Genomic DNA, 13896 nt, shown 5'->3' on the forward strand with positions numbered 1-13896 from the left:
CTCAGCTCTCGCGCAGAAACGACAACCGCACCTGGCGATCGGGGTTGTCGACATTGAGGTCGACGAAGGCGACGGACTGCCAAGTCCCGAGCGCCAGCTCGCCGCCGATCACCGGGATCGTCGCGTACGGCGCGATCATCGCGGGCATCACATGGGAGCGCCCGTGCCCGCGCGACCCGTGCGCGTGCCGCCAGCGATCGTCGGCGGGCAGCAGATCCCGCAGCGCCGCGAGCAGATCGTCGTCGCTGCGCGCGCCCAGCTCCATCACCGCCAGCCCGGCCGTCGCGTGCGGGACGAAGACATTCAGCAGCCCGTCACCGCCACCGGAGGCGTCGCGCACGAAGGACGCGCACTGCCCGGTGATGTCCTGCACGACCTCGGTCCGTCCGGTGGTCACCGTGATTACCGTGCTCTTCATGACCCCATGGTGCGCCATTCACTCGGTTTCGTCCGCGCGCAATGCCCGGGTCACCCGAAGTGAGGTCTCGTGCAGCCGGTTGAACAGTTCCAGGATCAGCTCCAGCTGATCCTCGGTGTAGTCGGCGGCCACCGTGCCGAACTCCTTGGCCAGCAGCTCATAGTGCGGCGCGATCTCGTCGATCCGCTCCTGCACCGGGGAGATGATCACCCGCCGCCGGTCCTGCCCGTCGTGTTCGCGGCGCACATAACCGGCCTTCAGTAGCCGGTCGATCATCCGGGTGATGGCACCGGTGGTCAGCCCGGCCGCCGCGGCCAATTCGCCTGCGGTGGCGGGCCCGCCGAGGCGCAGCATGTTCAAGCAGCGCAGATCCGTCACGTGCAGGTCCAAGCGATCCGCCACGGCCTGGTGCATCATCACCGCGTCGGTGGCGCTGCGCTGCGCGGCCAGCGTCAGCGCAGCACCCAACTCCACCCGCCGGGATTCGCCCTTCTTCGACATGGCTTGACACCTTAGCCTCACTCAGACAATATCTTACTAAATCAACTATTGAGCCATGCAGTTGATGAGCAGATCAGATTTAACCGAGGGGTATCCATGACCGCTGACCAGCACGCCGACGAAGCCGCCATCCGCGCCCTGTTCGAACGCCAAGCCGAGGCGTGGCACGACGGTGACGCCGCCGCCTTCGCCGCGCTGTTCACCGAGGACGCCGACTACGTCACCTGGTTCGGCACCCACACCAAGGGCAGGCGACAAATCCACGAGACCCACATCCCGGTCCTGGAGAAGTACCTGAAGAACACTCGCCTCGACGGCGAGATCACCGGCCTCCGCTTCCTCACCCCTGACGTGGCATTGATCCACGCCAGGGGCGCAGTCCTCAAAGGCAACCGCCGCCGCAACCGCCGCAACACCAAAGTCCAGACCACAGTGGTCGTCCGCACCAACGGCGACTGGCAGATCGCCGCCTTCCAGAACACCAAGTACCACTGGCTCTTCGCGAAGTTCGCCGGCTAGTCCGACCTGCGCGACAGCTCCTCCGCACCGGTCGGCTGAGGAGGCAGGGGGAATCGGCTGGGGCACGGCCGGTACGCTGGGTGGCTGTTAGCAGCTGGTAGTCGATCTTGGAGGACCCTGTCGTGGCTCTCGTTGTTCAGAAGTACGGAGGATCCTCGGTGGCTACCGCCGAGCGCATCCGGCGCGTCGCTGAACGGATCGTCGAGACCAAGAAGGCGGGCCACGACGTGGTGGTCGTCTGCTCGGCCATGGGCGACACCACCGACGAACTGCTCGACCTGGCCCAGCAGGTGGCGCCCGCGCCGCCGGCGCGGGAAATGGACATGCTGCTCACCTCGGGTGAGCGCATCTCCAACGCGCTGGTCGCCATGGCCATCCACTCGCTCGGTGCCGAGGCCCGCTCGTTCACCGGCTCGCAGGCGGGTGTGATCACCACCGGCGCGCACGGCAACGCCAAGATCATCGACGTCACCCCGGGCCGGCTGCGGCAGGCGCTCGACGACGGGCAGATCGTGCTGGTCGCCGGCTTCCAGGGCGTCAGCCAGGACAGCAAGGACGTCACCACGCTCGGTCGCGGCGGCTCCGACACCACGGCGGTCGCGCTGGCCGCGGCGCTGGAGGCCGACGTCTGCGAGATCTACACCGACGTGGACGGCGTCTTCACCGCCGACCCGCGGATCGTGCCGGACGCGCAGCGGCTCGAGCAGGTCTCCTACGAGGAGATGCTGGAACTCGCGGCCTGCGGCGCGAAGGTGCTGATGCTGCGCTGCGTCGAATACGCGCGCCGGTACAACGTGCCTGTGCATGTGCGCTCGTCCTATACCGACAAGCCGGGCACCTACGTTTACGGATCGATGGAGGACATCCCCTTGGAGCAAGCAATCCTCACGGGCGTCGCGCACGACCGCAGCGAGGCCAAGGTGACCGTGGTCGGGCTGCCCGATGTGCCCGGCTACGCCGCCAAGGTGTTCCGCGCGGTCGCCGATGCCGAGATCAATATCGACATGGTGCTGCAGAACATCTCCAAGATCGATACCGGCAAGACCGACATCACCTTCACCCTGCCCAAGACCGACGGCGCGCGCGCCGTCGAGATGCTGACCAAGCAGCAGGACGAGATCGGCTTCTCGCAGGTGCTCTACGACGACCACATCGGCAAGGTGTCGCTGGTGGGCGCGGGCATGAAGAGCCACCCCGGCGTGACCGCCAAGTTCTGTGAGGCGCTGGCCGAGGCGGGCGTCAACATCGATCTCATCTCCACCTCCGAGATCCGGATCTCGGTGCTGGTCAAGGACACCGAACTGGACGAGGCCGTCAAGGTGCTGCACCGGGCCTTCGAGCTGGGCGGCGACGAGGTCGCCGTGGTGCACGCGGGAACGGGGCGTTAAACCATGGGCATTCGAGTAGGCGTCGTCGGCGCGACCGGACAGGTCGGCGCCGTCATGCGGAAACTGCTGGAGGAGCGCAACTTCCCGGCCGACGAGGTGCGTTTCTTCGCCTCGTCGCGCTCGGCGGGCACGAAGCTGCCGTGGCGCGGCGGCGAGATCGTCGTGGAGGACACCGAGCTCGCCGACCCGGCCGGCCTGGACATCGCGCTGTTCTCGGCCGGTGCCACCATGTCCCGGGTGCAGGCCCCGCGCTTCGCCGCGGCGGGCGTCACGGTGATCGACAACTCCTCGGCCTGGCGCAAGGACCCCGATGTCCCGCTCGTGGTCAGCGAGGTCAATCCCGAGCAGACCCGAAACCTGGTCAAGGGCATCATCGCCAACCCGAACTGCACCACCATGGCCGCCATGCCGGTGCTGAAGCCGCTGCACGACCTCGCCGGGCTGCGCCGTCTCATCGTGTCCAGCTACCAGGCGGTGTCCGGTAGCGGCCTGGCCGGTGTGGAAGAGCTTGCGACACAGGCGCGTGCGGTGATCGACGAGGTCGAGCGGCTCACCCACGACGGCAGCGCCGTCGACTTCCCCGCGCCGAACAAGTACGTCACGCCGATCGCGTTCAATGTGCTGCCGCTGGCCGGTTCGCTGGTCGACGACGGTTCCGGCGAGACCGACGAGGATCAGAAGCTGCGCAACGAGAGCCGCAAGATTCTCGGGTTGCCCGAACTGCTGGTCAGCGGCACCTGCGTGCGCGTTCCGGTGTTCACCGGTCACTCGCTGTCGGTGAACGCCGAGTTCGACGAGCCGCTGTCGGTCGAGCAGGCCAAGGAGATCCTGGCCAAGGCGCCCGGCGTCAAGCTGGTCGACGTGCCGACGCCGCTGCAGGCCGCCGGTGCCGACGATTCGCTGGTCGGCCGGATCCGCCAGGATCCGGGCGTGCCGGACGGCCGCGGGCTCGCACTGTTCATCTCCGGCGACAACCTGCGAAAAGGTGCCGCCCTCAACACCATTCAAATCGCCGAGGTGCTGCTCAGCAATCGCTGAGGCGTTGTCGACACGGCCGTGGATCCCCAGGGGATCCACGGCCGTTGTCGTTTACTGCGCTTCGTACCCGATGGCCAATGGCCGGTCGGCGTAGGAAGATCCTGCCTGGATCTCGTAGGGGCCAGGCACCGAACGCCAGGCGTTGTCGTCCCAGATCTCGAAGGCGCGCTGCGGGATTCGGATCTCAGCGGTGACCAGTTCACTCGGATCGGCCGCGACGCGGGCGAAGCCGGCCAGCCAGCGGGCCGGGCGCAGTACCGAATCCCCAACGGGGGCAAGGTAGACCTGCACGACTTCGGCGCCCCGGCGTGAACCGGTGTTGCGTAGGCGAACGGTCACCGTTGTCCCGTTGCGGTCGATCGACTCGTAATCCCATGTGGTGTAACCGAATCCGTGACCGAACGGGAAGGCCGGCGTGGTGCCTGCCCGCTCCCAGGCGCGGTAGCCGAGGAAAAGGTCTTCCCGATAGACGAGTTCGCCGTCGGTCGGGGTCACCTCCGAGACCGGGCAGTCGGCCAGCGCGACCGGCCAGGTGGTCGGCAACCGCCCGCCCGGCTCCGCGTCGCCGAGCAGTACCTCGGCCAGCGCTGCGCCACCCTGCTGGCCGGGGAACCAGCTCAACAGGATCGCGGCGACCTCGTCCCGCCACGGCATCTCCACCGGCGACCCGGCATTCACGACCACGACGGTGTTCGGGTTGGCCGCGGCCACCCGGCTGACCAGTTCGTCCTGGCGGCCGGGCAGTTTCAGGCTCGTGCGATCGAAGCCCTCGGACTCGACCTGTTCGGTGGTGGCGACGACCACCACCGCCACATCGGCGGCGCGGGCCGCTTCGACGGCCTCGTCGATCAACTCGTCCGGATCACGACGGGGGTCGCCGTGCGCGAGGGTGAACAGGATCGCCTGGATCGGCATGTCCGCGAACTTCATCGGGGTGTGCGTCATCGCCACCTCGACCGTCGTGCCCGCGGTCAGCTCGACCGTGCCGCGTTCTTTCGGCGTACCGAAGAACGCCTCGAACGGGTCTGCGCCGGTGAGGGTTTCGGCACCCTCGTACAGCACGGTGCCGTCGACCACGAGCCGGAAATCACCGACGCCCTTGGTACCGAACGCGTGCGCGCCGGTTTCCTCCGGCGTGAAGGTGCCGCGGACCTCGACGGTGTGCAGCGCGTCGTAGTCGATACCGTCGGGCAGTTCGCCGAGCCAGTTGACCATGCCGTTGGGCAACGAGCTCTCGCCGAGCAGGGTGCCGTCGGCGTCGAAAACGCGGGCGTGCAGGTCGAATCCGCGGTCTGCGGCACCGAGGACGTCGCTCGGGGCGGCACCGACGGCGTAACTCAGTGCGCCCTCCGGCAATGCGGCGGTGAGGCCGTCGAGCGGCGACACCACGGATTCCGGGAAGACGGTGGCCGAGCCGCCGCCGAGGATGCGGGCATCCCGGGCGGCCAGACCGCTGAGCGCCACCTTCGTTCGTTTCCCGTCGAGGGGGAGGGCGGGGCGTTCGCCGATCGTCTCATTGCGTACCAGAACGAAAGCCCGAGCAGCGATTTCGCGCGCCAACGCGACTCCGTCGATCTGCTCCGGCAGCGTGGTCACCGCAGGCTCGGCACCTTCCAGCAGGCCGACGCGCGCCGCGAGCCGCAACACGTTGCGCACCGCCGCGTCCACCACGGACTCGTCGACCTCGCCGTTGCGCACCGCCGCGACGAGGGCGTCACCGTAGACGCCGCGTGGTCCCGGCATCGCGACATCCAGCCCGGCGGTGATCGCGGCGACCGTCGACCGCGCGGCCATCCAGTCGGAGACGACGATGCCGTCGAAACCCCATTGCCCGCGCAGTATTCCGTTCAACAGCGCACCGTGCTCGGTCATCGTGGTGCCGTTGACCTGGTTGTAGGCGGCCATCACGCCCCACGGTCCGGCGTCGCGCACCATTGCCTCGAAGGGCGCGAGATACAGCTCGCGCAGCGCGCGTGCGGAGACCACATTGTTCACGGTGAAGCGTTCGGTCTCGGCATCGTTGGCGACGAAATGTTTGACGGTGGTGCCGATTCCGCCGTCCTGCACGCCGCTCACATAACCGGTACCGATGCGCCCGGTCAGGTACGGATCCTCGGAGTAGCTCTCGAAATGCCGTCCACCCAGCGGTGATCTATGCAGATTGACGGTGGGCGCGAGCAGTACGTGCACCCCTTTGCGCCGCGCTTCCTGGGCGAGCAGCCGACCGGCCCGCCTGGCCAGTTCCGGGTCCCAGGTCGCGGCCAGCGCGGTCGGCGAGGGCAGCGCGATGGACGGGTCGTCGGCGGTCCACCGCACGCCGCGCACCCCGATCGGACCGTCGGACATCACCAGTGACCGCAAACCGATCTCGGGCAGTGCGGGCAGCGACCACATGTCCTGGCCCATCAGCAGCCGGGCCTTGGCAGTCAGGTCGAGCTGGCCGAGGGCCGCCGTCACCGCTGCTTCCCGGGTTACGTCGCCTGGACTCATGAGAACTCCTTGTCGGCCGATGTCGTTGCGGACCTGGTTGACGCGTGCCGTGAGTCCGCGCGGGCGTCCGCAGGTTCCGCCGCACTCACCTAATCAATGGTAGGTGTCGTTACCGGCTCGTTATCTATTTGGCGTCGGCACCCGGTTCGAGCAAAGCAACGAAGTTCCGGAACGCCGCACCCATATCGACCGATTCCGGGTCCAGCAACCACTGCGTCTGCAAACCATCCAGCACCGCGATCAGCAACGGTGCCACCTGCTCCGGCGTCCGCCCACCGGCCAACCGCTCCCCGAACTCCGCCCGCAGCAGCTCGGCCAGCCGCGCCCTGGCCTGCGCATACCGCTCGATGAAATACTCCCGAGCCGGATGCCCACCGGTCACGCTTTCACCCGCCAACGCGGTGAACGTCTGCACCACACCCGGTCGCATCGCGTTGTACTCGACCAGCTGCTCGAGATGCGACAACCGCCAACTCTCCGACGGCCCCGCCAGAAATGCCGCGGTATCCCACCGATCCCGCTCCTCGAGCACCGCGACCAGCAGATGCTCCTTGCTCGGAAAATAGTGCAACAACCCAGGCTGCGTCAGCCCCACTCGCTCGGCCACCGCCCCCAGCGACGCCCCGCGATACCCCCGCTCCGCGATCACCTCCCGCGCGGCATCGAGGATCTCCGCCCGGCGCCGATCCGCCTGCCCCGCACGCCCACCTCGTTGTTCCTGCGTCACGGGTCGAGCGTAGTTGCGTGTGATCCCGGACCGGCTCAGGTCATCGCCGACGAGGTGCTCGGCCTACAGCCGTTCGAGGGCGGCGATGGCCGCGAGGAAAAGCTCGACATTGTCGTGCACGAATTCGTCCCGCGGGTAGGGCAACGACTGCTGGATCCAGGCTGTGCTGGTTTCGCCGAAGCCGCCGACCAGGAATCGTGCGGTGAGATCGATGGCAGGATCGTCGGCCGGGCGGTCGGGCAGCAGTCCGTGCAGTAGCGCTCCGTACGTCCGCGACACGTCCTCGGACCGTGCGAGCCGCCGAGCCGCCACGGCCGGATGCCCATAAGCCTTGGTGGACAGCAGCTTTCCCTTGGCGGGCGCGCTCAGGAAGAAGTCGGCCAGCGCCTCGACCAGCGCCGTGACCTGAGCACGGCGGTCCGGTCCCGCGGCCGCGACCGCCGCATCGACCGCCGCCGCCATCTGCCGGAAGGCCAGCTCGAACGCCGACACCACCAGTTCGTCGAGATCGGTGAAACTCTCGTAGACGAATCGGGTGGATAGCCCCGCCTGCTTTGCGACGGCCCGGATGGTCAGCCCGCCGGGCCCGGCCGGCGCCAGTACCTCGAACGCCGCCTCCAGTAGCTGCTCACGCCGGGTGGCGCGGCGCTGATCGGCGGAAACGCCGCCGTAGGTCCGTGCTTGCTTCGCCACCCCGCCATCTTGACACGGATGTTTCCTAAATCTAGCTTCAATCAGGAGACAGTTGATTCCCGATTGAGGAGTGCGGATGACCGGACTTGCCGAAGCGTCCGATCGCGGCCTGCGCGATGCAGGCGATGCATTGGCCCCGCACGGCGACCACTGCTTCGGCTGCGGTCCGCAGAATCGAGCCGGTGTCGCGATGGTGTCCACGCTGGTGGACGGCCGCCTCACCGGTAGCTGCACCTTCGACCGAAAGCACCAGGGCGCACCAGGTCTGGCGCACGGCGGGGTAGTCGCCGCAGTGCTGGACGAGGCCTGCGGCAGTGTCCCGACCGGCGCCGGGATCCCGGCGGTGACCGCGAAAATCACGGTGAACTACGTCAAACCCGCTCCGCTGCACCGCCCGATGACGGTGTCCGCGCACCTGGACCGCCGCGAGGGCGCCCGCAAGCTGCACATCTACGCGCGGCTCGAACTCGGCGGCGAGCTCATCGCCGAGGCGGACGCGCTGTTCGTCGTGGTCTCGCCGGATCATTTCCGCGCCCACGGTGCCGAAGACGGCGAATTGCCTTTCCTCGGTGTGTGATTCAGCGGATGCCGGGCGCGCCGGGGCCTAGGCAGATCACGATCGTGCACCCTGGCGCGGTATCCGCGAACGGCGGCGCCAGGGGATAGTGCAAGCAGGACAGCACATCACAGCCCGGGTAGGCGTACGGTCCGGCGCCGAATACCGCGAGCACGAAGTTCAGGTCGACGAACTGGCTCGGGTTCAGCCGCACCGGTGGTTCGACGTACGGACCGGGGTCGGGAATGGGCTGCTCATGGAACGCCGCGAACAGCTTGCGGAAGAACTCGTACGGCAGCTCCGCGATGTTCTGGATGGTGCCGGTCAGCCCGTACCGGCTGACATTGCCGTAGAACCCGGTCCACACCACCGTCAGACCCAGGCTCGGCATGACGAAGACGTTCTGCAAGCCGAGCCCGGCCATCATGTAGGTATCGGGCGGCAGGTTGGTCGCGGATTCCGCACAGCCCGGCCCGAGCCAGAACAGATAGCCGTAGCAGCGGTTGGCCGGCGAGGGTTGACGGGCGTGCCGCAGATAATCGGCCGACACGATTTGCTGTGTGCCCCAACGTCCTTCGTTGCTGACCAACAGGCCCAGTTTGGCGAAATCATTCGGCGGTATCAGCAGATGCGCGTAGCCGTAGGTGTGCCCGGCCCGATCGCGCGCCCAATAGTAGTCGCCGCGTTCGATGCCGAGCGGGTCGAACAGTTCCCGTTGCGCGAATTGCTGAAGGGGTTCGCCGACCGCCAATTCGAGCACATAGCTGAGCAGGTCGACATTGCGCTGGCTGTAGCTGAATACCGTGCCCGGCGCATTGTCCAGCGGCACACCGAGCGCCTGCACCGCGCTGTTCGGATCGATCGGCACGACCGCGGTCGCGCCCTCGGTCAAGACACCGACCTTCATGCCCGAGGTTTCGGTGAGCAGATTCCGCACGGTGATCGACCGATGCGCGGCGTCACCGAGTCCGGGCGGGAGATACCGATCGATCGGTGCGTCGATATCGAGTGTGCCTTGATCCCAGGCCATCCCGGCGAGCAGCGAGACGATACTCTTGGTGGCACTCCAGATATTCCACGCCACATTGCCGGTCTGTGCGTTCGTCGAGCCCTCGCCGATCAGGCAGTTGTGCCGAAATACCTGCACATTGATCCGGTTTCGGGTGGCGGCGAAAGCCAAGGCGTCCGCGAGCCCCGCGCTGTCGATACCGACCTGCTCGGGTAGCGCGCGGGCGAATTCGCGGTCGGAGCGCACTTCGCAGGACACCGGGTCGGCGGCGGCCTGCGCACTCCCGGTGCATACGTTGCCCGCCACCAGCGATAACGCGGCGAACCCGACCAGGAACCCACTGAATCGCCCCATGTGCACGAGGTTATCGTGCGAGGTCGCCGTGGACGGGGGAATGGCGTGTTGTGGTGCGCCGGGGGTCAGTCGATGCCCGGGGCGCCGGGACCGAGGCACACCAGGATCGCGCAACCCGGTGCGGTGTCCCAAAAGGGCGGAGCGAGCGGATAGTCCAGGCAGGAGAAGACATTGCAGCCGGGATAGGTGTCCGGCCCGATACCGAATACGGCGAGCAGGATATTCGGGTCGACGAACTGTCTCGGGTCCAATTCCACCTGCGGTTCGACGAACGGACCTGGATCGGGCAGCGGCCGCTGATGGAATGCGGCGAACAATTTGCGGAAGAACTCATACGGCAGCTCGGCCTGGTTCTGCAGGGTGCCGGTGAGGCCCTTGCTGCTGCGATTGCCGAAGAATCCGGTCCACACCACCGTCAGGTCCAGGCTCGGAATGCCGAAGACGTTCTGCATGCCGAGGCCGTCCATCATGAACAGGTCGGGCGGCACGTTGTACAGGCTCGCCGCGCACTCGGGTCCGACCCAGAACAGATACCCGTAGCAGTCGTTGGCGGACGAGGGCGTCAATGCTCGCCGCAGATACTGCTCCGAGATGACTTGCACTGCGCCCCAGCGTCCGTCATTGCTGACGAGGAGCCCGAGTTTGGCGAAATCGTTCGGCGGGATCATCAGATGGGCGTAGCCGTAGGTGTGCCCGGCCCGATCGCGCGCCCAGTAGTAGTCGTCGCGCTGGATACCGAGTGGATCGAACAGCTCGCGCTGCGCGAATTGTTGCAGCGGTTCGCCGACGGCCAGTTCGAGCACGTACGTGAGCAGGTCGACATTGCGCTGGCTGTAGCTGAACTCCGTGCCCGGCGGATTCTCCAGCGGCATGCCCAGCGCTTGCACCGCGCTGTTCGGATCGATCGGGACCACCCCGGTGATGCCCTCGGTGAGGGCGCCGATCTTCAGTCCCGAGGATTCGGTGAGCAGATTTTGCACGGTGATCGAGCGATGCTCGGTGTCGCCGAGCTCGGCGGGCAGGTAGCGGTCGATCGGTGCGGCGAGATCGAGCTTGCCCTGGTCCCAGGCGATCCCGGCGACCAGCGAGACGACACTCTTGGTGGAACTCCAGATGTTCCAGGCGACGTTGCCGGTCTGGTCGTTCGTCGGGCCCTCGCCGATCAGGCAGTTGTGCCGGAACACCTGCACATTCAGCCGGTTGCGGGAGCTGGCGAAGGTCAACGCCGCCGCGAGGCGTTCGCTGTCCAGGCCGACCTGCTCCGGCTTCGCCCGCGCGAACTCGCGCCCGGACTGCGGCGTGCAGCGCACCTCGTCGGCCGCGCGATGGGGTACCGCCTGCGCTCTACTGGTGGACATATTGCCCGCCACCAGCGATAACGCAGCGAGCACGACGAGAAACCCACCGAATCGCCCCATGCGCACGAGGCTATCGCGGTCACTCGGCCAACCCCGGCCACCGAGCGGCGAGCCGGGCCGGAAATCACAAACGCCGCCAGGTCGCAAAACCTGGCGGCGCTGAGTCGCCGGACGCCACGCCAGCGTCACGACTCGAGGTCGACGTCCCACAAGCGCCTCTCGGCGGGTGGTCGCTCGTAGCGACAAAGGGGTGAGGCCCGGGGCTGTCCGGACGCCGACAGTGAGCTTCAACGACCGGCCACCCGGATGTATTCCACGCAGGCGAAGGTGATCTGCGCCACGCTGGACACGATCCTTTTCTTGACTAATTCCAGAAAAGGAGGAGTATCGAGTACATGCACACCAACCACACCGACGCCACGGCGCAACTGCGCGCGGCCGGTCTGCGGGTCACCGCCCCGCGGGTCGCGGTGCTGGAGGCGGTCGCCGCCACCCCGCATGCCGATGCGGATCGGGTGGCCGCCACCGTGCGCGAAGCGCTGGGTTCGGTGTCCACCCAGGCCGTCTACGACGTGTTGCGCGCCTGCGTGCACGCCGGCCTGCTGCGGCGCATCGAGCCCGCCGGCTCGGCCGCGCGGTACGAGGCCAGGACCGGAGACAACCACCACCACCTGGTGTGCCGGAACTGCGGCACGGTCGTCGACGTCGACTGTGTCGTGGGCAGCGCCCCCTGCTTGGCACCCGATGACGCGCACGGGTTCTCGGTCGACGAGGCCGAGGTCGTCTTCTGGGGACTGTGCCCGACCTGCCGCTCCGCGTAGCGGCAGCCATTTTTGACCAGCCCGGGTCAGCCCGCCCGGGACGTTGTTCACCAGCCGAGGAGGCTTCGACGATGACCAAGCCGACAACCACCAACACCGGAACGCCGGTGGAGAGCGACAACGAATCGCTCACCGCGGGTACTCAGGGCCCGATCCTGCTGCACGACCACTACCTCATCGAGAAGCTCGCGCAGTTCAACCGGGAGCGGGTGCCGGAGCGGATCGTGCACGCCAAGGGCGCGGGCGCCTACGGCGAGCTGGTGGTGACCAACGATGTCAGCCGTTACACCAAGGCCAAGCTGTTCCAGCCGGGTGCGCGGACCGAGTCGCTGGTTCGGTTCTCCACCGTCGCCGGTGAGCAGGGCAGCCCCGACACCTGGCGCGACCCACGGGGTTTCGCGGTGAAGTTCTACACCGAGGACGGCAACTACGACCTCGTCGGCAACAACACCCCGGTCTTCTTCATCAAGGACCCGATCAAGTTCCCCGACTTCATCCGGTCGCAGAAACGCCTGCCCGGCAACGGACTTCGCGACCACAACATGCAGTGGGATTTCTGGACCCTGCGCCCGGAGACGGCGCACCAGGTGACCTGGCTGATGGGTGATCGTGGCATCCCGAAGACCTACCGGCACATGAACGGCTACGGTTCGCACACCTACCAGTGGATCAACGCGGCGGGTGAGCGCTTCTGGGTGAAGTACCACTTCAAGACCGATCAGGGCGTCGACTACCTCACCCAGGCCGACGCGGACCGCATCGCGGGCGAGAACGCCGACTACCACCGCAAGGATCTGTGGGACGCGATCGAGCGCGGCGAGTTCCCGAGCTGGACAGTGCACGTGCAGGTGATGCCGGTCGCCGAGGCCGAGGGCTACCGGTTCAACCCGTTCGACCTGACCAAGGTGTGGTCGCACAAGGACTACCCGCTGATCGAGGTCGGCAAGTGGACGCTGAACCGCAACCCCGCCAACTACTTCGTCGACATCGAGCAGGCCGCCTTCGAGCCATCGAATGTGGTTCCCGGCATCGGCTTCTCGCCGGACAAGATGCTGCTCGGACGCGTCTTCGCCTACGCCGACGCGCACCGCTACCGGATCGGCACCAACTACGCACAGCTGCCGCCGAACCTGCCGCGGGCCGCGGCGGTGAACTCCTACTCCAAGGAGGGCGCCATGCGGTACTTCTACAACGACGCGAGCGTGCCGGTGTACGCGCCCAACTCCTTCGGTGGCCCGCACGCCGATCCGGCGCTGGCGCCCGACGGCGGACTCTGGGAGTTCGACCCGACGATGGTGCGGGCCGGCTACGTCGAGCACGTCGAGGACGGCGACTTCACCCAGGCGGGCACGCTGGTCCGCGAGGTGCTCAACGATGATCAGCGCGACCGGCTGGTGAGCAACATCGTCGGGCACGTGCTCGGCGGTGTGCAGGAGCCGGTGCTGAGCCGCGTCTTCGAGTACTGGACCAACGTGGATCCCGACCTGGGCAAGCGCGTCGAGGAAGGTGTGCGCGCCGGGCTCGACGGTGCGTCGACGCCGGCGCCTTCGCAGGGCTGAACGACGCTATATAGATAACCAGCAGGTGCGCACCCGTTCGGGTGCGCACCTGCTGTGCGTTTTGTCCGTGAATCGTTCAGCGCGCCCCGTGAACAAGGCGGTAGCCCAACGAAATCGGGTGAATGCGGGACCGACGCCGAGACCCGGCGCGGCTGCGTAGATATGACTACAGCAGGCCCCACCAATAAAGCAGGCAGGCCAGTACCCAGACCACTGCGGTTTCCATCGTCGCTCCCAATCTCCTCGGCCACTCACCTCTATCATCCGCCATCGGGGGCCGGGTGCTACAGGCTCGGCGCATCCGCCGCCCAGATGGCCGCATCTCCAGCGACTTTCCGCCTGCAAGGTGTTCTTAAGTGCGTGCTAAGCCCGTCCGTGCATTGTTTGTGTCAACACCGCCACTCGGGGGTGGGAAACCCGGATGGGGGGCCGCTGGCTCTTATACACATCCGACGCTGCCGACGA

13 protein-coding genes are annotated in these 13896 nt (G+C 67.1%); 6 read left to right on the plus strand and 7 right to left on the minus strand.

Annotated features, from left to right (window positions below):
* Position 1 precedes the first annotated feature (1 nt).
* Both DBO33_RS03455 and DBO33_RS03460 read right to left on the minus strand, forming a co-directional pair.
* Entirely contained in the window at positions 2-418 is a 417-nt protein-coding gene (locus DBO33_RS03455; protein WP_107659944.1) for a secondary thiamine-phosphate synthase enzyme YjbQ, read from the minus strand.
* Positions 419-436: 18 nt separating this feature from the next.
* A complete protein-coding gene (locus DBO33_RS03460) occupies positions 437-919 on the minus strand; it encodes a MarR family winged helix-turn-helix transcriptional regulator (RefSeq protein WP_199856521.1) in 483 nt (160 codons plus the stop codon).
* A gap of 96 nt (positions 920-1015) precedes the next feature.
* On the opposite strand from DBO33_RS03460, the gene DBO33_RS03465 reads away from it, so the two are divergent.
* The 3 genes from DBO33_RS03465 (at position 1016) to DBO33_RS03475 (ending at position 3864) form a co-directional block, all read left to right on the plus strand.
* Positions 1016-1438, plus strand: a complete 423-nt coding sequence (locus tag DBO33_RS03465) for an SgcJ/EcaC family oxidoreductase (protein ID WP_107653738.1) — start codon at positions 1016-1018, stop codon at positions 1436-1438.
* Positions 1439-1560: 122 nt separating this feature from the next.
* Positions 1561-2826: an aspartate kinase gene (locus tag DBO33_RS03470; protein WP_107653739.1), complete on the plus strand. Its 1266-nt coding sequence runs from the start codon at positions 1561-1563 to the stop codon at positions 2824-2826.
* Positions 2827-2829: 3 nt separating this feature from the next.
* Positions 2830-3864, plus strand: a complete 1035-nt coding sequence (locus DBO33_RS03475; protein WP_107653740.1) for an aspartate-semialdehyde dehydrogenase — start codon at positions 2830-2832, stop codon at positions 3862-3864.
* A gap of 51 nt (positions 3865-3915) precedes the next feature.
* On the opposite strand, the gene DBO33_RS03480 is transcribed toward DBO33_RS03475, so the two are convergent.
* The 3 genes from DBO33_RS03480 to DBO33_RS42545 all read right to left on the minus strand — a co-directional run bounded on the left by DBO33_RS03480 (position 3916) and on the right by DBO33_RS42545 (position 7774).
* Positions 3916-6354 carry a glycoside hydrolase family 3 protein gene (locus DBO33_RS03480; RefSeq protein ID WP_107653741.1) on the minus strand — a complete coding sequence of 813 codons (2439 nt, stop codon included), beginning with the start codon at positions 6352-6354 and terminating at the stop codon, positions 3916-3918.
* A 124-nt stretch (positions 6355-6478) separates the two neighbouring features.
* Positions 6479-7081 carry a TetR/AcrR family transcriptional regulator gene (locus DBO33_RS03485; protein ID WP_107653742.1) on the minus strand — a complete coding sequence of 201 codons (603 nt, stop codon included), beginning with the start codon at positions 7079-7081 and terminating at the stop codon, positions 6479-6481.
* A 63-nt stretch (positions 7082-7144) separates the two neighbouring features.
* On the minus strand, positions 7145-7774 hold the full coding sequence (locus tag DBO33_RS42545; protein WP_159080106.1) for a TetR/AcrR family transcriptional regulator: 630 nt from the start codon (positions 7772-7774) through the stop codon (positions 7145-7147).
* Positions 7775-7850: 76 nt separating this feature from the next.
* On the opposite strand from DBO33_RS42545, the gene DBO33_RS03495 reads away from it, so the two are divergent.
* Complete coding sequence (locus DBO33_RS03495) at positions 7851-8351, plus strand: PaaI family thioesterase (protein WP_107653743.1); 501 nt, start codon at positions 7851-7853, stop codon at positions 8349-8351.
* Between the two features lies 1 nt (position 8352).
* On the opposite strand, the gene DBO33_RS03500 is transcribed toward DBO33_RS03495, so the two are convergent.
* Together DBO33_RS03500 and DBO33_RS03505 are read right to left on the minus strand one after the other, a co-directional pair.
* Positions 8353-9693, minus strand: a complete 1341-nt coding sequence (locus DBO33_RS03500) for a serine hydrolase domain-containing protein (protein ID WP_107653744.1) — start codon at positions 9691-9693, stop codon at positions 8353-8355.
* Positions 9694-9758: 65 nt separating this feature from the next.
* Positions 9759-11111, minus strand: a complete 1353-nt coding sequence (locus DBO33_RS03505) for a serine hydrolase domain-containing protein (protein ID WP_107653745.1) — start codon at positions 11109-11111, stop codon at positions 9759-9761.
* Positions 11112-11446: 335 nt separating this feature from the next.
* Here DBO33_RS03505 and DBO33_RS03510 point away from each other — a divergent pair, with 335 nt between their 5' ends.
* Both DBO33_RS03510 and DBO33_RS03515 read left to right on the plus strand, forming a co-directional pair.
* A complete protein-coding gene (locus tag DBO33_RS03510; protein WP_107653746.1) occupies positions 11447-11872 on the plus strand; it encodes a Fur family transcriptional regulator in 426 nt (141 codons plus the stop codon).
* 71 nt (positions 11873-11943) lie between these two features.
* On the plus strand, positions 11944-13431 hold the full coding sequence (locus tag DBO33_RS03515) for a catalase (protein ID WP_107653747.1): 1488 nt from the start codon (positions 11944-11946) through the stop codon (positions 13429-13431).
* Positions 13432-13896 lie beyond the last annotated feature (465 nt).

Source organism: Nocardia suismassiliense (assembly GCF_900269665.1).
GTDB classification, from domain to species: domain Bacteria; phylum Actinomycetota; class Actinomycetes; order Mycobacteriales; family Mycobacteriaceae; genus Nocardia; species Nocardia suismassiliense.